The following is a 20,910-nucleotide window of genomic DNA, read 5'->3' as shown; positions in this document are numbered from 1 at the left end:
GCTGAATTGCTCGGCAAATGTCATGCCGAGAGTGGCCAGGCCGAACCTTGGGCGCTGCATACGCGGCAGAATAACGCGCTTCCCGGTGTCGACGATCTGGTGCCGTCCGGGCCAGTTTGGCGTTCTGCCAGGGATGGCGACCTGCCACGTTCTTCTGAGGCTGGAAACGCCGGATTACTGCGGGAAAGTCGGCGAGATCATGGATGTGAGAATTCTTGGCCTGAAATCCCGAAGTGTCCCGCAACGACCACGGATAGGCGCGTCTAGCGCGACTTAGTGCTTTCCCAGCGCCGACCAATCGACGGCTATGCCCGAAGCCTCAATCTCTTTCGCCAATTGACTCCTCCAGGCACCAGCCGCGTCGAGGACGATGTAGACGATGCCCTTCATGTCGCCCACTTCTTCGATGCCTTCATCGTATAATACAGCCACCCGACCACGGCCGATGGCTCCAATGAAGAACCCCATCTCGAAGACAACATTCTGCCGAGCACGGGGCGACAAATCGTCGGTCCTGGCCGCACGGCCCACGTCGTCGGCAGTCGCCAGAACTACTGCGTACGCGGCGGTTTCCGCAGACTTTTCAAACTTTTCGATCAGGGTTCGGCCCTTGTTTGGTTGCTTGTGCAGGATGATCGGCGTCCTATTCACCAAGTCTTGCAGAAACTCGCTCGTCTTGAGCTTGGTCGCTTCGTCGTGCCCGTGCACGATGAAAACGTCCTGACGCGCCGAATCTTCCACCAGCCGCGCCGTCTCGGATCTATTCGCAATTGCATCAACCGTAGTGGCCGGGACGTCGAACTCATCAGCCAGTTCCAGCTCCAAAATCCCGGCCTCGATCACTGAGCATGCGGACCGGACTCCGCTTTGCTGATACGGGCGGAAATCAGTTCCCAACGTGTACACGCTGGGCGAGTATCGGACCGCCGTGAACTTAGTGTGAATGGTGCTGCCATCACCGAAGATCTGTCGGACGACGACTTCGCTCTTGTTCCTCCACCCTTGCCAGTCGTTCACCAGACCGTTGCTCGCAGTGACAATATGTTCGCGAAGGATCTCGATCTTTCGGGCTGTGTCCACCTGCAAATCGTAGAGGACCGCTCAGATGGGATGCAGTTGCAACCAATCCGCGCATCGGCAGAGACCTACGCACACGGGTCGCCTCGCCGTCCGATTCGCATCGGCACTGGTTAGGGCTCGGCGAACATTGAACGTCACCGCGGGCCGTTCGCGTCAGTGACGCTGCCTTGGACCGGATTTCGTCATACCGCGGTTTTCGGGCTCGAGTCCGCGGCCAACGTTAGTTTGGAGGCCTCTGCATTGAGGTGAACTTTCGCCTGCTCCGCGAGCGTCTCCGAAAGCATGTACAAGAACTTGACCCGCTCCAAAACTTGTTCATGATCAGGAAACGTAGACGAACTGGTCGGATGAGCGATCTGATTCCGCTGGTTCATTAGCTCGTTGAGGTCGTTCTTCAGCTTCTCCTGGAGAGAGCCTTCGTCTTTCTCCTCGTAATACAATTTCACGCGGTTCTGTTTACAAGCTTCTCGCCAGAAATCGGTGAGACCCACACGCTTGAGGACGTCGTTCATCACGTCAGGTTTCATATTGGCATCGGTGATCGAGATTACCCCCGAGGCAATCAGCAGTTCATTTCCAGTCGACGCGACGGCCGCAGTGTATTGGGTCAGAACTGTGTTTGCTTCGGCCTCACTGCGCTGATACTTGTTTGGGGTTTTCCCTACTTCAAGGCTGAAGGCACGCAGTGCCGTGCGTAGCGCCTTCGGAAGCTCCTCGAACGACTGAGCGTGACTGGCCATTTCTTGAGCGCACGCCTCCACGATCTGGCGAACGAAAAACTCATATCTGCCCGCGATGTACAGAACCATCGAGCCTGACATCGTCGGCAGGCTGGTGCGTACTACGCTCGTTTTCGCGTGCAAGATCTTTGCCTCTGGCCATGAGTCACCATGTTGAGCGGGATCAGGGATACTCGACGCGAAATCCCGAAACTCGCCGACCAACTCGAGAAGATTCGTTGCCTTTGCCATATCTGCCTGGAACTCGTCCTTCGCAGAATCGATGCCTTCTGTGTTTACGTTCACCCTCGAAGAATCTTTCCCGCAAGTTCGACACGGTCCTTCACTGATTGGATGGTGTTGCCGCGCCCTACTAGAACGTCGTAGCGGGGGGGATCCGTCAGCGAACGTTCTAGATGCGACTGTATCGCTGCTCGATTGGACTCAACCGGGAGTTCCGGGGCGAGGCTGAGTGCCACCATGAGAGCGTCATAGAGCGGTCGACTTCTGCGGTTCGTGTCCCCGAGCAGGAACGGACGACCTTCGAACACATTGCTCAGACGACCTAGGCATGACGTAAACAGTTCGGCCAACGCATCCTTCTGGGCGTCATCGATGTTGGCGTTGACCTTCATATAACGATCCAAAATAATTCGGAGCGAACCCTTCTTGTCGTTCTCGATAGCGTCTCGCAAAGCGAAGACTCGAAGAACGAGTTCTGCATCGGCAAAGGTCGAGTACAGGGCGTTCTTGACGAGCGCGTCGGGGGGGTTAGTTTCCTCGCCAGGAGTGTATGGCGGGATGCCCCAAACCTGAGTAAAAACCTGAGTCCGCGCCAAATCGACGAGAAGCGTATTTAGTGGCCCGTGATAAAGCGCATTCCTCAACTCCTGCGGGTTTAGATTCACACCGCCGGTATTGAGTCGATCAAACAGAACCCGCCTTACGTCCAGATCTTGTTCATCCGTCACCCGAGTTTCAGCCAGCAGTATCACCGCGGGGATGCTGCGACGCATCAGACCCTTTTTGATAACCTCGGGGAGGGCATTGAAGCGTTTCCCGTTCAGTTCTGGCCAGTACTCAAGGCCGCTGAGCGCGAACTCGTTCGATAGAAACGCTCGCAGAGCTTCCAATCTCTGACGACCGTCGATGACCTCATATGCGTTGTAGTCGTGCTCGAACAAGAAAATGGGCGGCACCGGGATATTGAGTAAGAATGATTCGATAAGCAGGGATCGTTTCCGCTGGCTCCACCGGTCGCGTCGCTGGTACTTCGGCGAGGTATCAATGAGACCGCCCGGACCGGGTTGGAGCGCCATCTTTAGGTAATCGAGTTGATAGTCCTTCGTCTCCCTCACCACCCGCAATTGACTTGCCGCGTACTTTTCGGCGGGATCGCGGCTTCGAGCGGCCGTATCGAGTGTTGCCTCTGCCTCCTCTTGAAACCACTGCTCGACGTCATCGGTATCAAGGGCTACTGGTTCAGACATGATTGCAATTATGCCTCGAACTAGCCACCTAAGAGTCCGAATCAGGCCTAGTGTCTGAAGTCCCTCACATCTGAACCAACTCCCCTGCAGCTAGATACCATGCTCGAGACCCCGGAATCCAGCCGGCTGCTCCGACTTTCGTAGAGTGGGCAGGAGTGCGTATAACAGTTTCGAGCTGGGAAAGAGAGCCTGAGGGACGTCGAGGGTTCCGCCGTTCGCGTCATTCTGGGTGCTAGACGCAGGTGAACTTTGTCTGCGGTCGCCCCTTGGGCGTCTGTTGCTAACGATACTTCTGAGTGTGTCGAGACGGCTGAGAACGGCGCGCCAGCGCCGCTCGCAGGCCGTGCGCCGGCGGAGCCGGCGCCTTGACTACTAAGAGGCCAATTCGGCAATACCCGCATCCCCGTGTGAGCAGGAACAACACAGAATTACCAGAGTTTCACAGCTGTGAAACTGAATAGCCCAGCGCAAGACGGAAAAGATGGAATAGGTCATTGCGTCGCAAACACGCGTATTCTGGACCAATTTTGTCGCACTCGACCTAGCCAAATCTCAATATTGCGCTGTTGGCAGTATTGTCTCGATCGCTCCTGAGAATGTGCATTCGCTAGGACTGAACTGTGACTACACAGCGATTGCTTACCGCAGTGCAAGTCGCATCCAACTTACTTTGTTTGTCTGGCTCGCAAATGTTGCCAGAATCGGCGATGACAACACCGTTGTGATCCTTGTTAGGTACTGCAGTTTGGGTAATTTCAGCGGCTCCGATCACCAATCACGCCATTTTGTCGTGGGCCAAGACTAGGGTCATTCTGAATTGGTCGACAAAATGCAGAGGGAGCCTACGTGAAATTAGAAGTGCTGACGGCGGGCATGCGCGTTGAGGGTCTCATTGCCGGCGAGACTGTCGTTGTCCTCGCAACCCATTGGCATGGCGACTCGGCTCTGACGCTGACTTATCGCACGCAGGGTGGTGCTTTGGCGGAACGTGTCCTCTATCGCGATGATCAAGACGCGATCGCAGTTGCTGAAGATAATCGTCGTCCGTTTGATGCGGATGCGGCCGATTTTCGGCTCGCTGCTGAAGCGCAACGGATCCAGCTCGCTGGGCTTTATGATCCGATGGTCGCGGTCTCCACCAGCGATGTACAGCCGTTGCCGCATCAGATCCGTGCTGTTTATGGCGAACTGCTGCCGCGAACGCCGCTGCGGTTTCTATTGGCTGATGATCCTGGTGCCGGCAAGACGATCATGGCGGGGCTTTACATCAAGGAACTCCAGCTTCGCGGTGACGTCCATCGCTGCCTGATCGTGGCGCCCGGCGGGCTGGTCGAGCAGTGGCAAGACGAACTGTTGATGAAGTTCGGTATGCGCTTTGAAATTCTTACCACTCAAATGATCGACGCGACCCCGGGCGAATCAGCATTCGACCGCCATCCGCTACTGATCGCGCGTATGGATCAGATGGCCCGCAACGAACTGCTCCTGTCGCAACTCGAGGAGTCAGAATGGGACCTCATCGTTGTTGACGAAGCGCACCGCATGGGAGCGCACTACTTCGGCGGCAAACTGGTGAAGACCAAACGCTTCCAACTCGGCGAACTGCTCGGCGGCGTGACCCGCCACCTGTTACTCATGACAGCCACCCCGCACGCGGGTAAAGAGGAAGACTTCCAACTCTTCCTCACCTTGCTCGATCCCGACCGCTTTGAAGGCAAATACAAAGCCGGCGTCCATTCGTCCGACACGACCGGGCTGATGCGCCGAATGGTCAAAGAAGACCTGCTGACGTTCGACGGCAAACCATTGTTTCCCGAACGCATCGCCGAAACCGTCCCGTACGACCTCACTGAACTTGAAGCCGAACTGTATGACGAGGTAACTACTTATGTGCGCGAGGAAATGAACCGCGCCGAGAAGCTCGATGGCAAGCGTCGCAACACGGTCGGTTTCGCACTGACTGTGCTGCAACGGCGCCTCGCATCCAGTCCCGAAGCGATCTACCAGTCGCTAATCCGACGAACTGACCGGTTAGAGAAGCGCAAGGACGACATCCTCAACCCAACGGTCGCTGCCGTGCGCGACAACTACTACGCAATTGACGCCGAGGCACTGGCCGACGATGAAGAGTTCTCGGCCGAAGAAATAGAAAATATGGAAGACGAACTCGTTGACGCGGCGACCTCTGCGCGCACAGTCGAAGAACTTGACGTCGAGATCGCAGTCCTGGCCCGTCTGCGGGTGTTGGCCAAACGAGTCCGCGATTCTGAAACCGACCGCAAATGGGCCGAGCTTCGAACCATCCTCGAAGACCACACGCTGGTGACCGACCCGCAGGGCAACCCTCGCAAGCTGATCGTGTTTACCGAACACAAAGACACACTGTTCTATCTAGCGCACCGCATCCGCACGCTGTTGGGCCGCACCGAAGCGGTCGAGTGCATTCACGGTGGTGTGAGTCGCAATGAGCGACGTCGGATCACCGAAGAGTTCACCAAAAATCCTCAGACCCAGATCCTTTTAGCCACCGACGCCGCTGGCGAAGGTCTCAACCTGCAGGCTGCCCATCTGATGGTCAACTATGACCTGCCGTGGAATCCGAACCGGCTCGAACAACGCTTCGGTCGCATCCATCGCATCGGCCAAACTGAGGTCTGTCGGCTGTGGAATCTCGTCGCCCAAAACACCCGCGAAGGTGAAGTGTTCACCCGACTCCTCGACAAAATCGAGGAGCAGCGCAAAGCCTACGGGGGCAAGGTTTTCGACGTTCTCGGTGAGGCGTTCGAAGGTCGTCCGTTGCGTGACCTGCTGGTCGAAGCGATCCGTTATGGCGAGGAACCCGAGGTGCGTGCCCGGATGCACAAGGTCATCGACGGACACATTTCCGATGGCCTGCAGGATTTGCTAGCCGAGCGCGCGTTGACCTCGGACAGCATGGCCGACGCCGATATCGAGTCATTGCGCCGCCAGATGGATGAAGCGAAGGCCCGCCGACTCCAACCGCACTACATTGAGTGGGCATTCCGCAACGCGTTCAAACGTCTCGGCGGTCGCATGGCCCGGCGAGAAAAGTCCCGCTTCGAGATCAGCAACGTCCCCGCAGCACTGCGCGACGTCCATGCGCTCGATCCGATCGCAACCAAGTATGAGCGAGTGACATTCGAACTCGATGAAGTCGCCCGCCCAGATTTGGTTCGCGCTGACCTTCTTGCCCCTGGCCATCCGCTCCATGACGCGGTCGGCTCGGCCGCTGTCACAAAGTGGGGCGTATCGCTCGAATCAGGTGCTGCATTGGTCGACCCAAAAATTGAATCACCCCGATTGCTGGTGGGCGTCGTCGAAGAGATCAGCGACGGTGCAGGACGATCGGTGGCCAAACGATTCGGCTACGCATTCGTCGAATCCGACGGTTCAGTGAGCGCTGCAGGACCAGCACCGTATCTCGACTTCGTCGCAGCCCCCGAAACGGACGCGACCCGTCACGCCCGCGAACTGCAATGGCTTCCAGATGCAGAGTCCGCGGCAACCAGTTGGATCATCGCGAACCAGTTACCCGACTATTTAGCCACGACCAAGGCCCGCAAGGCTTCAGAAATTGATCGGACCCGCAAGGCTGTGAAGCAGCGCCTCGACAGCGAAATCAATCGACTTGCTGGTGAATCGATGGCCGCAGCAGAAAAAGAGTCCGTGGGCAACAAACCGAAGCAAAGTTCCGAAGCCCTCAACCGCAAGATCGCTGACCTTGAAAATCGGTTAGCGCGACGCATGCTGTGCCTTGACCAACAATCACAGCTCGCGACCAAGCCACCGCGCGTCGTATCGGCCGCACTCATCGTTCCGTTGCACGACGTCGAAGCAGACCTGCCCACATCGGCCCCGATACATGCGGTGGAAACCAAAGCAGTTGAACGTCGCGGAGTTGAGGCAGTACTTGCCGCCGAGCGAAAGTTAGGTCGCCACCCGATCGAGCAAGCATTCAACAATCCGGGCTTTGACGTCTTGTCGGAGGTGTCTGGTGCAGACCCGATTCGTATCGAGGTCAAAGCACGCATCGAAGGCGCCGACGACTTCTTCATCACCCACAACGAGATCATGACCGGCAAGAACACCGCCCCCAACTACCGGTTGGCGCTCGTCCGAGTCGACCAGCGCGGCGCCGAACATGATCAAGTCCGCTATCTCGACGACCCCTTCAAAGGTATCGACATGGGTGATTTCGCCGCGACAGGGCATCGCGGCGATTGGCACAAGAGCTGGACAAAAGGACACGAGCCGTTCTAACTGTGTCGCCTCGCATCCGGCTTGCAGATCTACCTATCGGTCGATGGTGTGCAGTTCAGGTTTCGATCACCGAGCGGATGAGTTGTCGAGTCGAAGAACGAGATTTCGCGCTGCGGCAATTTTGCACGAAAGCGATCCATCGATCGTCGCCAGTCGCGGCTGCCAGGGTAGATCGAAATTGCGATCGGTGACCTACTTCGTTTCAACGCGTTGATGATGTGCGCATCAGAGGTGTCGAGGCTCGCACCGAGAATTACGGTGGGTGAGTCGCAGTTGCGCAGGGAGTCCAGCGCGAAGCTTAGGTATGGAGATTTGCGGATGGTGCGCAGCTTCTGTGCTGCACTGCCACCTGAGACGAGCAGAGGTTGACGGTTGGTGTCTCGCTGGATGGATCCTCGAATTTGTGACAGCAGATCGTTGTTCTTCTTGCCGGTGCTCGTGTACTTGCTGATCTCGCCCGTTGTCGGGTCGGTCCAGATGTGCAAGGCGCCATGCAAGAAGTAGATTGAAGTCCCCAAGTTAGCTTGCTGCGGATCGAAGAAGTAGTTGTCTAGATCGAAGAAATCGGTCATGGCACTCGTCTTTCGAACGGCTGCCTGAGCCCAATACAGGATCAAGTCATAGTTCAGAGTGAAGATTGCCTGGTATCCCTGAAGAAGCTCTCCGATGGTGTGAGGGTGTGCCGTCGCCGCCAGATCCTTGTATATGGGATGCGTCTTTCGCACCGCAGTGAAGAGTGCGTTCCGGATGAGTTTTTTGGCGCTAACCAGTTCCGGGCATTCGACGTAAAGAGCACGATTCACCTTGATGCCGAGCGTCAATGACTCGAGCGCCAGTTCAAAATCCGTCGAGTGCAGACGACTGAGCAGCAGTTTGATCTCTGGACTGAGATCAGTTTGGCCGAATAGCGAGCGGTAGCGAAGCGGCGCCCAGATGTTGGGGCTGAAGCCGTTGCAGAGCATCAGCGTCGGCCAGTCTTGATGCTCGCGGATTTCATCCCACGTGGCCAACGGCTTGGTCGTCATAAACGATTCCTGATTCTGTCCCACTCGATCGATAGTGTGGGCCTAGAGTAGGCCCGTGTGTCCTATTTCGGGCAGCTGCGTGAGGTTAAAGCCCAACTGTTGGGTGAGAGGGAGAAATGGTCGCGGTTCAGAAGCGGAAACTTATCGAGGTCGCACTCCCGCTTGAGGTGATCAACCGTGAGTCGGCTCGAGAAAAATCGATACGGCACGGGCACCCCTCGACCCTGCACCTGTGGTGGGCTCGGCGTCCTTTGGCGGCGGCCCGTGCTGTTCTGTTTGCACAACTAGTCGACGATCCGTCTTCAAATCCTGAGGAGTTCCCGACTGAAGATGCCCAAAAGGTAGAACGCGAGCGGCTCCACAAGATTATCGAACGCCTTGTAGTCTGGGAGAACATTCGCGATGAACGGCTCATCGCCGAGGCTCGCGCCGAGATTATGAAGTCAACTGGAGGTAACCCGCCGCCGATCCTTGACCCGTTCGCCGGCGGCGGAACCATCCCCCTCGAAGCGCAACGCCTCGGGTTGGAAGCACACGCCTCCGACCTCAATCCGGTCGCAGTGCTGATCAACAAAGCACTCATAGAAATTCCACCGAAATTTCGAAGCCAACCACCCGTCCATCCAGAACACGCCAACTCACCGACCGGCTCTTGGAAGGGCGCCGAGGGTCTCGCCGCTGACGTTCGCTCATACGGTCAGTGGATGCGCGATGAAGCCGAAAAACGAATCGGACATCTGTATCCCAAAGCGCAACTTCCCGATGGCGGTGAAGCCACTGTTATCGCTTGGATCTGGGCCCGCACTGTGACCTGTCCGAACCCTGCCTGCGGCATCGAGATGCCACTCGTACGATCCTGGTGGCTCGGTAAGAAGAAGGGCAAAGAAGCTTACGTCGTCCCAAATGTCGTCGCGGATGCAAGTTGTTCGAGCGGCAAGCGCGTCAAATTCTCGATTGGAAATGAACCGATTGGTCCACACAATGCGGCAACGATGTCGGGGCGGAAAGGTGGAATTTGCATATCCTGCCAGGCGGTTGTGCCGAAAGACCACGTGAAATCCGAGGCGAAGGCTGGTCGCATGGGTGCTGCCTTGATGGCCGTAGTCGCCGAGGGTAATCGGCGGCGAATTTACGTGGCGCCTGATTCAGTGCATGAAGATACAGCAATTGTTACACGTCCCCTTGACGTGCCAGATCAGGAATTAGGTTACGATCCGCGGAACTTATGGACGCCTGCCTATGGACTGACACGGTTTTCTGACCTTTTCACCAACAGGCAATTGACAGCGCTCACAACGTTCAGTGACTTAGTTGATGGAGCGCGCGAACTTGCCCTCCAGGACGCAGTCGCCAAGGGCATGGCCACGGGCGATCGGCTCGAAGCCGGCGGCACAGGAGCAGCCGCCTACGCTGACGCGGTTGCGATTTATTTGGGTCTTGCAGTCAGCCGGTCGGCTGACTATTTCTCCACGATTAACTCGTGGGCCTCTACGGGTGAGTTTGTCAGAAATGTTTTTGCTCGCCAAGCAATCCCCATGGTGTGGGATTTTGTCGAGACCAACCCATTTTCGACTTCGTCAGGCAACTATCGCGGTCAAGTCGAGTGGACGGCCAGCGCGCTCCAAGGCGTCCCATCACATGGGATGGGCGTCGTTGATCAGGCTGACGCATCGACACGGGACTACCGAAACGCACTCATTTCGACTGATCCGCCCTACTACGACAACATCGCCTACTCGGATCTGTCGGACTATTTCTATGTCTGGCAGCGACGGACACTCAAAACGATTTTGCCGTCGCAGTTTGCGACTCTCCTGGTGCCTAAGGTCGAGGAACTCGTTGCAAATCCCTATCGCCACGATGGTAGAGCTGGCGCAAAAGACTTTTTTGAGGATGGTTTTCGTGAAGTCTTTGCAAGGGCACGAGAGTCTGCGCTGGATGACTTCCCCATCACTGTCTATTACGCATTCAAGCAAAGCGATAGTAGCGAGGAAGGTGAATCGTCCTCTGGTTGGGAGACCCTCCTTGAAGGCATGATTCGTTCAGGTTGGGCAATCACAGCGACCTGGCCGATGCGAAGCGAGCGGTCGGGCCGCATGATCTCGATCGGCACTAACGCCCTTGCTTCCTCTATTGTTCTTGCGCTTCGCCCTCGCCCTGATGATGCTCCAACGACGGACCGCAAGGGCTTCATCAATGCGATGAAAGCCGAACTCGCTGTCGCGTTGGAAAAACTTCAACAAGGTGGCATTGCACCGGTGGACCTGCCCCAGGCTGCAATCGGACCCGGTATGGCGGTGTTCTCCCGCTACGCCTCAGTCATGGAAGCCAACGGTGCGAAGATGACCGTGCGGTCGGCTCTCGCGCGCATCAATGAGGTGCTTGATCAGGTTCTCAATGAGCAAGAGGGTGACTTCGACGCAACCACTCGGTTTGCGATTGCTTGGTTTAAACAGAACCGTTACGGAGTTGGAAAGTTCGGCGACGCTGACAGTCTCGCCCGTGCTCGCAACACTTCAGTGGCCTCGCTGGATCGTGATGAGGTGTTGGTTAGTCGAGCTGGCAACGTTGCGCTTATAGCCCCGGCGGATCTACCGACCGATTATGACGTCGTAGCCGACGGCCACACGAGCAGCTGGGAAGCCACGCACCATTTGATGCGGATCCTTGAGACCGACGGTGTAGGGGCTGCCGGGCATTTCTTGGCGCTCGCACAGTCTCGGTCAGACGGTGCCATCGACCCTGAGTTGATACCTGAGCTCGCACACCTTTTGTTCCGTGTGTGTGAAGAGCGGAGCTGGACCCAAGAAGCGATCGGATTCAACAACCTGGTGACCGCGTGGACTGAGATCGTCGACGCTGCCCGTAATCAGAAGAACGATGTGCCCACTCAATCGAGTTTTGAATTCGAGGAAGACTGACATGGCTTTGTCCAACCGTGACCGCATTGGCAAGATGTTCGAACTCGCAGCTCCCGCTTTGGACGGGTTTCTGCAACTGGTTCTGGGCCCGGAACTTCCCGACGGCCAGTCGTGGACGATGTTGGTTGCCGCGAAGGACGCCAACAACGGCATAGTCGGCAAAGCGTATTCGGCCACTGACCCACAGTTGCAGTTACGGATGCTGACCGAGAACATCCCGCACCAGCTCAAACCGGGCTGGTTTCCCTTCAATGGGCATTTGAGCCCAGTCCATAAAAGCTATGCAAGTGAGTTGCGTGATTACCGCAACGATTGGGCTCACAACAAACCCTTCAGCGATGACGACGCCTACCGTGCATTGGATACTGCCGAGCGGCTGTTGACTGCGGTCGGCGCCCCTGAACCGGTCGCCGAAATCGCCAAGCTACGACTTAACCTGCGCAGGGTCACTGCAGACAAAGACGACCGTAAAACGCTCAAGGCGGCAGCTAACAGCCCTGAGTCGAAAGGGCTTCGACCGTGGCGTGATGTGCTGCAGCCACACGATGATGTGGCGACGGGTAACTTTCAGGCGGCAGAGTTCGCGGCCGATCTTTACAAGGTCGCGACGGGCGATGCTAATCAGAGCAGGGATTATTCAGACCCTGCAGAGTTCTTTTCTCGCACCTACCTGACTGAAGGCCTGCGGGATCTGATCACGCGTGCGGTACAGCGCCTCGGCGGTGACGACAATGAATTGCCTGTGGTCAACCTGCAAACCAACTTCGGTGGCGGCAAAACACATTCGATGTTGTCGCTGTGGCATTTGGCTGGCGGCACCCCGATCACCAGCTTCGGCCAAGACGTACAAGAACTCCTACAGGACAGCAATTACGCGGCCATCGCGTCTGGTGTGCGGCGTGTCGCGATCGTCGGCAACCATCTGGCGCCCTCAGGATCGTTAAAGGATGATGGCACCAAGGTCAACACGATCTGGGGCGAACTCGCCTGGCAGCTCGGCGGACCTGAGGCTTATGCGATTGTCGCCGACTCCGACAAGGCAGGAACTGCGCCCGGTGCAGCGCTGCACAAGTTGTTGGAAGCCTATGCGCCGGCAGTCATTTTGATCGATGAATGGGTTGCCTACGCACGTCAGCTGTATGGCCGTGACGATCTGGCCGGTGGCACCTTCGATACGCAGTTCGGGTTCGCTCAATCACTCACCGAAGCAGCAAAAGCCACATCGGGAGTGTTCCTTGCGATCTCTATCCCGGCGTCTTATGCGGGTGATGATTTCGATAAGCTCGCGGCCGGTAACGCCGAAGAGGTGGGTGGCGCGCACGGACTTGAAGCGCTCAAAAATTTACAGAATGTGGTGCGCCGGCTTGCTTCGCAGTGGCGTCCGGCCTCGTCGACCGAATCTTATGAAATCGTCAAACGACGCCTGTTTGTTGAACCCGATGCTAAAGCGCTGGCAGAGATCGCCGCGACCGCGAAAGCGTTCGTCGAGTTGTATCGTAAAGATTCCTCCGAGTTCCCCAAAGAGGCACGCGAGAGCGCGTACGAAGACCGGATCCGGCACTCCTATCCAATTCACCCGGAGTTGTTTGATCGTCTCTATCAGGACTGGTCCACTCTTGAGCGGTTCCAACGCACACGCGGTGTGCTGCGGCTGATGAACACGGTCATTCACGCATTGTGGGTCGGCAACGACCAGTCGCCACTGATTCTGCCCGGCTCGATCCCGTTGAGTGTCTCCAAGGTCAACTCCGAACTCACCCAATATTTGCAGGACTCCTGGAAGCCGATCATCGACGCTGATGTTGATGGCGACAATTCCGAACCGGCAAAGATCGACAACGAAACCGCTATCTACGGCCAACGCTCGGTCACCAAACGGCTGGCGCGCACTGTCTTCTTCGGCGCAGCACCCACGATTGGCGCAGCCCACAAAGGCATCGAAACCCAACGAGTGCTGCTCGGGACCGCGATACCCGGCGATGTTGTCGGCAACTTCCACACCGCCTTAAACCGGCTCACCGACCGGGCCACTTATTTCTATTCCGGGTCAGGGAAATACTGGTACGACGTCCAGGCCAACATTTCCCGGCACGCGAAAGACCAAGCTGAACGACTTCACCCCGAGGACGTCTGGGCCGACATCCGCAAAAGGTTGCAAGGCCAGGGCTCGCAACGCGGCGCATTCTCGGGCGTACACGTATGTCCCGAGGACACTGCCGACATACCCGACATCGACGAGGCACGCCTTGTCATCCTGCATCCAAAGGTGACCCATTCGCGGCTGAAACACGATTCCGAAGCAGTGCAGTTCGCCCACAAAGCGACCGAAAACCGGGGCAACGCTAATCGCACGAACCGCAACATGGTCGTCTATCTCGCCGCTGATGAGTCGAGAATGAGCGAACTCGACAGTGCTGTCCGGCAATACCTCGGCTGGAAGAACGTCACCGACAACTCTGCCGAGCTTGACCTGACGCAGGCACAAACGAAACAAGCCAACGACCAGCGTGACAAGTCAGACCGGACCGTCTCAGACCGGCTCCTCGGTGCCTATCACTGGGTTTTGGTACCTGAACAGGTTCCGGGCGATCCGTTCACCATCAAGGCGACGAAGGCAGAAGGCCAGGCCACATCACTGGCCGAACGTGTGTCCAAGAAACTCGGTAACGACGGCGATCTGGCCACCCAACAGGCCGCATCCACGATCCGGTTCATCATCACCGACCGGGTGCCGACGGTATGGACATCGGGCCATGTCTCGGTCGGTGACTTGTGGGGACTTTACGCCGCCTACCCGTACATGACTCGACTGCGCGATCGCGGAGTTCTCAACGACGGGATTCTTCAACAGTCGCTGGCTTGGGCTCAGGACGGTTTCGCCTTTGCCGAAGGCTACGACGAGACAACCAAACGCTACCGCGGGCTGACCCTGCCATCAGATAGCTCCGCGCCGATCGTGACTGACCAACTCCTGCTGGTGAAGCCCGAACTGGCGTTGGCGCAACGCGATCTCGAAGCGGCTGAACGGCGCCCACAGCCAGTCGATCCCGATGATCCCGTGCAACCGGCACCCATCAACCATGGGGTGCCTGTCATCCCGGGTCCGGTGAACCCTCCTCCCAAAAAATTGAAGAAACGGTTCTTTGGGACAAAGCAACTCAGCAATGACCGCTACACGATCGACTTCAAAAAGATTTCCGATGAAGTGCTCTCCCACCTGGCGGCCACGCCGGGTGTCGAACTGAGTGTCCGCGTCGAGATCGAAGCGATCGCGCCAGCTGGGTTCGATGAAAGCAAGGTCCGAACAGTCCGCGAAAATGCGGACACGATGAAGTTCGATCAATCAGGGTTCGAAGACGAGTAGAAACGCTGGACTTCCTCGGCAGCTCCTCCTCTCATTGAATCTTTCAGGGTACGAAACAGTGCCGAACTTCGGTGAAAATGGGTCTGCTCGTGCTCTCCTTAGCCGAGCAACGCGTCAAGCAATTCGGACAGATACTTTCGAGCGTCGCTGAAAATAGTGTCACCGAGGGTTTGTAGGCTGGCTTGGTGGGAGCATCCAGTGCCGCAGCATCTCTGATCGCAAAGAATCTTCTGACTGATCTGCCAGGACGTCTTGCGCATGTTGCTGGGGTTGCTGAGCGTGCAGGGATAGTTTGTCGAGAAATGCATCTCGACGATGAGTTGCTCATTTCTGCCGCGTGGTTGCACGACATTGGATACGCGTCCGAACTTGCGATCACTGGCTTTCATCCCCTCGACGGCGCCAGGTTTGCTCGGGACACTGGCTATTCGGCAGGTGTAGCGGGGCTAGTTGCGTATCATTCGTGTGCTGAATTTGAGGCCGAGGAACGCGGATGCCTTTCCGACCTTGTCTCTGAATTTGCTCAACCAGGCTCCGAGTCGCTCGCTCTCCTCACCTATTGCGACATGACCGTTGGGCCGCTTGGAGAACGTATGAGCGTCGATGAACGACTGGAAGACATCCTGGAACGGTACGACCCCGAAGATGTTGTCCACCGATCGATCCTGCGTGCCGCACCCGAACTGCATTCGACCGTCGCTCATGTTCGGGATCTGCTGGCAGCTCAGTCCCAGTAGGGGGTGGCGTTGCCTTCGAGGAAGCGCTCGATTCGCTTCTTCATCGACGCATGCATCTGAAGATCGAGCGCACCACTGGTGGTGACCCACTCCACGTGCGAGGACTCAGAACTTGGCGTTGGCACTCCGCCTACTTGCTTTGCCGTGAACACAACTGAGAATTCCTGCCTAACCTCGCCGTCGCTCGTATATTCCAAAACGTGACCGGGGTTTGAATAGATGCCAAGGATCCCGGTTAGCTCGACGTCGATCCCGGTTTCCTCGAGCGTCTCCCTTATTGCCGTGTGGCCGAGCGACTCTCCAAGGTCCATCGCGCCGCCAGGGAGAGACCAGTTCCCGTTGTCGGTCCTGCAAATCAGCAGAATTTTACCCGCATCGTTCGTGACTATTGCGTTCGCTGAAGGAACGAGGCTGTTGGGTGCAGGTGCATTCGGATCATCGAGGTAATCAATTCGGCGTCCCATATGTCCAGCGTCTCACGATCTCACAAGGGATGATTTAGAGAATGAATTTCAACGTTGACTAGCGATCGCGCCAAGGTTGTCGGCAGTTTCCCACACTCGCTCGAACGACTTCATGTACTGATCGAACAAAAGACCACCGGGAACCTCCCTCAAATGGATGACGGGGTTCGAGGCAGCAGGTGAGCCGATCATGTGCGTATTGACGAGCAGCTCATCGTCGAATCGGTAGATCGAGTTATACAGAATCGTTTCGTGCTGCCGAATCTCAAGTCCTGGCGTGCCGACCACGGGCTGCATATAGGCGAGGCTGAGACGGATCCGCGCCGCTAAATCATCGCCGATACCTTCTGCCTCACCTCTCACCGCGACGGTTTGAGAGTCGGGGACGCCATACAAGAACCTTCCTTTGAGTCCGTTCGCTGCGCGCTCGATGAGCTTTGCTGGCATGCCAGGGTTGCTGTCCAAAAGAAACAGCCCGGAGTAGACGAGGATGTCGATGTTTGACGTGGCATCGTCGACGAGCCGACGCCAGAGATCGTGCGGGACGTCCCCTCGACTCGGGTAGATGCCCATGAGTTCCGCGCGGCTTGCTGAACGCACCTTCTCCTGACGAAGCAGCTGCGGCCATAAATACGTTTCCTTAGAATTCAGCACTTTGGCCGTCTGGCATCGGTGCCGGTGGTGCGGCACTCGTCCGTTTCTGACCCAACGCTCAACCGTCTTTGGGTCAACTTCGATCGCGGTAGCCAGGTCTGTCACCGACATACCTGCCACTGCCAGTTGCGTGCGGAGGTGCTCGTTGCTCATTTCGCTCCTAGGACGTTTTAAGGACGTTCTACTTCGACAGTAGACGTCCTTAAACGTCCTGACTATGGGGTTTTAACGTCCTGTGGATAGCGGTGAAGTGGAGGTAGTCAGTTCACCAACTAAGGAGATCGAAATGGCAATCCCAAGAAAGCTTCCCGTTGATTGCGGGACAGTGTTCCCGTTCGGCGCCTACATGGTCGGAGAAATCTCGCCCTTGCGCGACTATGACCGTTCCACCAAGACCGAAGTGATCCAAGCAATTGACCCCGACACGGGGTTGCTGCTGTGGGCTGTCGACGTTGTCGATGCCGACCCTGACGCCAAGAAGTCGAACCGGACGATGACGATCAAGGTCTCGGCGAAGGTCCAGCCCGTCGTTGACAAGCCCGAAGGTGACTCGCCATTTCGTCAGGTTGAGTTCGAGGGCATGACTGCGACCGCCTATATCGAGGAAGTCGGAACGTTCTCGCGAGTTTCGTGGTCTCTCCGCGCAAAAGGCGTCAAGACTTCGGCGCCGCGGGTTGTCGCTCGGACTGAAAAGGCCGCGGCATGATCAAGGCCAGCGACTGGGATCTCGAGTGGGGTGACTGGGTTCTAGGCGATCTCGCTGATGTGTTCCAGCGAGCAGCTGACCTACTCGGTCGCACCAACGTGGTTGCGCGCGTGACGATGAGCTGTCCCGCGGATGATGAGTTGCTCCCACGCATCACGGTGATCGTGCCTGATGAGCAGGGAATTTTCCGGCTCCGAAGTGAGATCACCCAGGGCGAGTATGAGGTCGCGTTCATTGGTGCGTTCCAGAATCAAGGCTGGCAAGCCGAAGTTGCCGGCTTCATTCTCGCCGTTACGACGGAGGATCGGTCATGATGCCGGGCGGCACGATGCATGAGTGGTTTCGCTTTCTTGAGGCCAGCACTGATGAGGAGGCGATCAGCGAGCTTCGACGCTTCGCTGCACGACTCGATAGCGCTTACGACGAGGTGGAGAAGGCCTCGCGCGGACTCATTAACGCGCCAGGCGGCGAAGTCGATGAAGGACTTCGGTGGTCTCGTACGTCGCTCAGTGAGGTCATCGAAATGCTGATCGAAGTAGTGAGCGAAATTCGCTCTAAGGAACAGCAATCAGCATGAACTACACCAAAGTTGCGACGATGGCGTGGCACGAGGCCCGGACGTGGGGTGTCTTCATTGGACGCTTCACGCGCGGGCATTTCGGCCACGCCGTCATCGCTCTTGCCGTCCTATGGCTGATAGGCCGGCAATCGGTCCTGGCGGTCGTGTTGATTGCGATGGCGCTCACCTCAGTGCGAGCATGGTGCCTCCTGCAGCGACCGTCATTCGATCGGTGGGCGTCGCGGCCAGTTCTTTCAGCCCTTTGGCGCTGGCAAGCACGCTCGAAATGGGAACAAACCTGTCAGGCATGTGATCTTGGATCGGCTGACAACACCCCGAAGATCTTGACGACCCGAAGAAGCTGGCCACGTGTCAGCCTCATTGTGCGGCCACTCGCCGGCCAGACCTACGAAGGCTACGAGCGAGCGTCTGAGGCAGTACGACTCGCCTTTGGGGCTTCGCAGCTCAGGGTTGAACCCTCGGGAATTAGAGACGTTGCACTGACCTTCACGATGGGCGACCCGCTAGCTTCGCCGTTCGATGCCGCTATCCCTACTGGCGACTCTGCCGACCTTGCAGCTGCCTACATGGGGCAGCAGTCGGATGGAGTGGCGTGGCTGTTGCCGATCGGACCCCACACCCTCGTGGCCGGCGCATCCGGTTCGGGCAAAGGGTCGGTGTTCTGGTCATTCGCATTCGCGCTCGCCCAGGACGTGCATTCCGGCCGGGTTCAACTTCACGGTGTGGACCTCAAGGGCGGGATGGAAGTTCTGATGGGGAAAGAGCTGTTCACTACCACCGCAACTACCGCAGTCGAAGCCGTCGACGTTCTGGAGGTTCTCGTCAATGTGATGCAACAACGCACTCACGATTACGCCGGTCGAGTTCGCCATCACGTCGCCTCGACCACGGAGCCATTCCATGTCGTCATGATTGACGAACTTGCGGCTCTGACGGCCTACTGCCGGGAACGGGACCTACAGCGACGAGCAGAAGCAGCGATCAACCTGCTGTGTTCACAAGGTCGAGCACCCGGCTTCATGGTGTTCGCTTGCCTTCAGGATCCACGCAAAGAAGTCGTTCCTTCACGCGGGCTGTTCACTCAAATGATCGGCCTTCGACTAAAGGACGTCTCTGAAACCTCGATGGTTCTTGGTGAAGCGGCGATCCAAAGCGGCGCACATTGTCACCGGATCAGCCGGGAAGTACCTGGGACTGGATATGTCGTCCCGGAAGACGGTGGTGCTCCGATCCGAGTACGCGCCGGGTTTGCCTCCGACGAAGCCATTCGCCAGGTCGCCACCGAATTCGCAGCGCCAAGCCACGATCTCTCAAACGGAGGAATCACACAATGAGTGCCTCGATGCAGCTGTCGGCGGAGGCGCTCCGAGACACAGCCCTGGCCCACGGCGTGTGCGTTCGGCCGATCCTGCACGAAGTATTTGATCGCGAGACCGGCGTACGACATCTCGTACCGACCCCGTGCGGCGCGACGATTGCTCAAAAATGTCAGCCATGTGCGGACAAAGCACGCCGCCTGCGCATGCAGCAATGTCGCGAAGGCTGGCACCTAACAACTGAACCTGAACGGCCAGAAATCGGCGATCACGAAAGCAATCCTGAGAACGAATCTCGCCGTGTGCGTTCGACCCGTCGGCGCCAGGACACCCCGGACTTGCCGAAGCTTCCGGTGGAGGATCGCACCATCGGACGGACATTCACCACGTCGAGCGGCAAGACGTTCCGGCCCAGCATGTTTGCGACCTTCACCATGCCGTCCTACGGCCGGGTTCGCTCCGATGGCACGCCGGTCGACCCGACCCGTTATGACTACCGACGTGCCGCACTCGATGCCATGCATTTTCCCAAATTGATTGACCGCCTGTGGCAGAACCTTCGCCGTTCAGTTGGCTTCAAAGTTCAATATTTCGCTGCTGTCGAACCACAAAGACGGCTTGCGCCACATCTCCATGCAGCGGTACGAGGAGCCATTCCACGAGCGTTGTTCCATGATGTTGTGGCCGCCACCTATCACCAAGTTTGGTGGCCAGCCTGTGGGCCGGATCAGTACACCGACGAGTTGCCCATTTGGGTCGACGAACCGAACCGCCAAGGATATACCGACCCGACTACACACGAATTGTTACCGACCTGGTCGCAAGCTCTGGACAACGCCGAGAGCGGTGAGGACGCCCGCCCTGCCCACGTGCTGCGCTTTGGCACGCAAATGGATCTTCAAGGAATTATCGCCACTGACGGTGACGCCGATCAGCGTGTTGCTTATCTGACGAAGTACCTCTCAAAAGGCTTTGCTGACGCGTATGCCGACGATGCCAATGCCACCGGACGCCAACAAGCGCACGCACGACGATTGCATCAGGAAGTGCGCAGGCTACCTTGCTCACCGAGCTGCTGGAACTGGCTGCACTTCGGCGTCCAGCCGCAAGACGCAAAGTCCGGGATGACGTCAGCATCTTGCCCATCCAAGGCTCATGACTCTCAACACCTCGGCTGCGGTGGCCGGCGCGTGTTGGTATCGCGCCTGTGGACCGGCAAAACGCTCAAAGGGCATCGGGCTGATCGAGCTGAAGTTGTTCGCCAAGTGCTCCTTGCCGCCGGAATCGAAAAGACCGAAGTCGATCGGCTTTCTGCCCAGGTTCAACGACCCGACGGATCTCAACGGTTCGAATGGCGCATCCACGATTCGATGGGTTCGGCCATGCCGATCTATCGCCAAATTATGACCAGAGCGATCAGCGAGCATATGCGTTGGAAGGCCGAATACGAGATGGCCAAATCCCGGGCTGGCCCACAGACCAAACTGGCCCATCCTCCCGATCCCCAGCCAACTTCGGTTGTGGGCGTGTCGGTCAAGGGTGAGCGAAGCGAATCACGAAGTGACACGTAGTG

The 20,910-nt window shown here is 57.4% G+C and carries 15 protein-coding genes; 9 read left to right on the top strand and 6 right to left on the bottom strand.

Annotation, left to right across the window (positions count from 1 at the left end):
- Nucleotides 1-273: 273 nt before the first annotated feature.
- The 3 genes from AC2YB9_RS13390 to AC2YB9_RS13380 all read right to left on the bottom strand — a co-directional run bounded on the left by AC2YB9_RS13390 (nucleotide 274) and on the right by AC2YB9_RS13380 (nucleotide 3,289).
- Nucleotides 274-1,080, bottom strand: a complete 807-nt coding sequence (locus tag AC2YB9_RS13390) for a TIR domain-containing protein (RefSeq protein WP_487265836.1) — start codon at nucleotides 1,078-1,080, stop codon at nucleotides 274-276.
- Between the two features lie 182 nt (nucleotides 1,081-1,262).
- Complete coding sequence (locus tag AC2YB9_RS13385; RefSeq protein WP_487265835.1) at nucleotides 1,263-2,105, bottom strand: HEPN domain-containing protein; 843 nt, start codon at nucleotides 2,103-2,105, stop codon at nucleotides 1,263-1,265.
- The gene (locus AC2YB9_RS13380) at nucleotides 2,102-3,289 is read right to left on the bottom strand and encodes a DUF262 domain-containing protein (RefSeq protein WP_487265834.1); all 1,188 of its coding nucleotides are present in this window, start codon (nucleotides 3,287-3,289) and stop codon (nucleotides 2,102-2,104) included. Before AC2YB9_RS13380 ends, AC2YB9_RS13385 begins: the two co-directional genes overlap by 4 nt.
- 846 nt (nucleotides 3,290-4,135) lie before the next feature.
- Here AC2YB9_RS13380 and AC2YB9_RS13375 point away from each other — a divergent pair.
- On the top strand, nucleotides 4,136-7,570 hold the full coding sequence (locus AC2YB9_RS13375) for a helicase-related protein (protein WP_487265833.1): 3,435 nt from the start codon (nucleotides 4,136-4,138) through the stop codon (nucleotides 7,568-7,570).
- A 29-nt stretch (nucleotides 7,571-7,599) separates the two neighbouring features.
- Here AC2YB9_RS13375 and AC2YB9_RS13370 read toward each other — a convergent pair whose 3' ends face one another.
- Nucleotides 7,600-8,595 carry a DUF4917 family protein gene (locus AC2YB9_RS13370; RefSeq protein WP_487265832.1) on the bottom strand — a complete coding sequence of 332 codons (996 nt, stop codon included), beginning with the start codon at nucleotides 8,593-8,595 and terminating at the stop codon, nucleotides 7,600-7,602.
- 116 nt (nucleotides 8,596-8,711) lie between these two features.
- On the opposite strand from AC2YB9_RS13370, the gene AC2YB9_RS13365 reads away from it, so the two are divergent.
- The 3 genes from AC2YB9_RS13365 to AC2YB9_RS13355 all read left to right on the top strand — a co-directional run bounded on the left by AC2YB9_RS13365 (nucleotide 8,712) and on the right by AC2YB9_RS13355 (nucleotide 15,617).
- Nucleotides 8,712-11,516: a DUF1156 domain-containing protein gene (locus AC2YB9_RS13365; RefSeq protein ID WP_487265831.1), complete on the top strand. Its 2,805-nt coding sequence runs from the start codon at nucleotides 8,712-8,714 to the stop codon at nucleotides 11,514-11,516.
- Nucleotide 11,517: 1 nt separating this feature from the next.
- The gene (locus AC2YB9_RS13360) at nucleotides 11,518-14,880 is read left to right on the top strand and encodes a DUF499 family protein (RefSeq protein ID WP_487265830.1); all 3,363 of its coding nucleotides are present in this window, start codon (nucleotides 11,518-11,520) and stop codon (nucleotides 14,878-14,880) included.
- Between the two features lie 185 nt (nucleotides 14,881-15,065).
- Nucleotides 15,066-15,617: an HDIG domain-containing metalloprotein gene (locus AC2YB9_RS13355; RefSeq protein ID WP_487265829.1), complete on the top strand. Its 552-nt coding sequence runs from the start codon at nucleotides 15,066-15,068 to the stop codon at nucleotides 15,615-15,617.
- Here AC2YB9_RS13355 and AC2YB9_RS13350 read toward each other — a convergent pair.
- Both AC2YB9_RS13350 and AC2YB9_RS13345 read right to left on the bottom strand, forming a co-directional pair.
- Entirely contained in the window at nucleotides 15,605-16,081 is a 477-nt protein-coding gene (locus AC2YB9_RS13350) for an NUDIX hydrolase (protein WP_487265828.1), read from the bottom strand. The two genes, AC2YB9_RS13355 and AC2YB9_RS13350, sit on opposite strands and share 13 nt — an antisense overlap.
- A gap of 48 nt (nucleotides 16,082-16,129) precedes the next feature.
- On the bottom strand, nucleotides 16,130-16,888 hold the full coding sequence (locus tag AC2YB9_RS13345) for an XRE family transcriptional regulator (protein WP_487265827.1): 759 nt from the start codon (nucleotides 16,886-16,888) through the stop codon (nucleotides 16,130-16,132).
- A 133-nt stretch (nucleotides 16,889-17,021) separates the two neighbouring features.
- Between AC2YB9_RS13345 and AC2YB9_RS13340 the strand changes: the two genes are divergently transcribed.
- From AC2YB9_RS13340 to AC2YB9_RS13320, 5 genes are read left to right on the top strand one after another with little or no spacing between them, the layout of a single operon-like run.
- Entirely contained in the window at nucleotides 17,022-17,441 is a 420-nt protein-coding gene (locus AC2YB9_RS13340; protein ID WP_487265826.1) for a hypothetical protein, read from the top strand.
- Complete coding sequence (locus AC2YB9_RS13335) at nucleotides 17,438-17,755, top strand: hypothetical protein (RefSeq protein ID WP_487265825.1); 318 nt, start codon at nucleotides 17,438-17,440, stop codon at nucleotides 17,753-17,755. Before AC2YB9_RS13340 ends, AC2YB9_RS13335 begins: the two co-directional genes overlap by 4 nt.
- Nucleotides 17,752-18,018, top strand: coding sequence for a hypothetical protein (locus AC2YB9_RS13330; protein ID WP_487265824.1), 267 nt, complete (start codon nucleotides 17,752-17,754; stop codon nucleotides 18,016-18,018). The genes AC2YB9_RS13335 and AC2YB9_RS13330 overlap by 4 nt, the downstream gene beginning before the upstream one ends.
- Nucleotides 18,015-19,355, top strand: a complete 1,341-nt coding sequence (locus AC2YB9_RS13325; protein WP_487265823.1) for an FtsK/SpoIIIE domain-containing protein — start codon at nucleotides 18,015-18,017, stop codon at nucleotides 19,353-19,355. The genes AC2YB9_RS13330 and AC2YB9_RS13325 overlap by 4 nt, the downstream gene beginning before the upstream one ends.
- On the top strand, nucleotides 19,352-20,908 hold the full coding sequence (locus AC2YB9_RS13320; protein WP_487265822.1) for a replication initiator: 1,557 nt from the start codon (nucleotides 19,352-19,354) through the stop codon (nucleotides 20,906-20,908). Before AC2YB9_RS13325 ends, AC2YB9_RS13320 begins: the two co-directional genes overlap by 4 nt.
- Nucleotides 20,909-20,910: the final 2 nt, after the last annotated feature.

The organism is Aeromicrobium changchenzhani (assembly GCF_057586615.1).
Note: the sequence above shows the minus strand (reverse complement) of the source record. Positions and strands in the feature narration are given on the sequence as shown.

What these genes read in the sequence shown, in the direction of transcription:
- AC2YB9_RS13325 (WP_487265823.1), top strand. Translation starts at nt 18,015, where the DNA reads ATGAACTACACCAAAGTTGCGACGATGGCGTGGCACGAGGCCCGGACG.
- AC2YB9_RS13380 (WP_487265834.1), bottom strand. Translation starts at nt 3,289, where the DNA reads ATGTCTGAACCAGTAGCCCTTGATACCGATGACGTCGAGCAGTGGTTT.
- AC2YB9_RS13345 (WP_487265827.1), bottom strand. Translation starts at nt 16,888, where the DNA reads ATGAGCAACGAGCACCTCCGCACGCAACTGGCAGTGGCAGGTATGTCG.
- AC2YB9_RS13365 (WP_487265831.1), top strand. Translation starts at nt 8,712, where the DNA reads ATGGTCGCGGTTCAGAAGCGGAAACTTATCGAGGTCGCACTCCCGCTT.
- AC2YB9_RS13370 (WP_487265832.1), bottom strand. Translation starts at nt 8,595, where the DNA reads ATGACGACCAAGCCGTTGGCCACGTGGGATGAAATCCGCGAGCATCAA.
- AC2YB9_RS13335 (WP_487265825.1), top strand. Translation starts at nt 17,438, where the DNA reads ATGATCAAGGCCAGCGACTGGGATCTCGAGTGGGGTGACTGGGTTCTA.
- AC2YB9_RS13320 (WP_487265822.1), top strand. Translation starts at nt 19,352, where the DNA reads ATGAGTGCCTCGATGCAGCTGTCGGCGGAGGCGCTCCGAGACACAGCC.
- AC2YB9_RS13330 (WP_487265824.1), top strand. Translation starts at nt 17,752, where the DNA reads ATGATGCCGGGCGGCACGATGCATGAGTGGTTTCGCTTTCTTGAGGCC.
- AC2YB9_RS13340 (WP_487265826.1), top strand. Translation starts at nt 17,022, where the DNA reads ATGGCAATCCCAAGAAAGCTTCCCGTTGATTGCGGGACAGTGTTCCCG.
- AC2YB9_RS13360 (WP_487265830.1), top strand. Translation starts at nt 11,518, where the DNA reads ATGGCTTTGTCCAACCGTGACCGCATTGGCAAGATGTTCGAACTCGCA.
- AC2YB9_RS13350 (WP_487265828.1), bottom strand. Translation starts at nt 16,081, where the DNA reads ATGGGACGCCGAATTGATTACCTCGATGATCCGAATGCACCTGCACCC.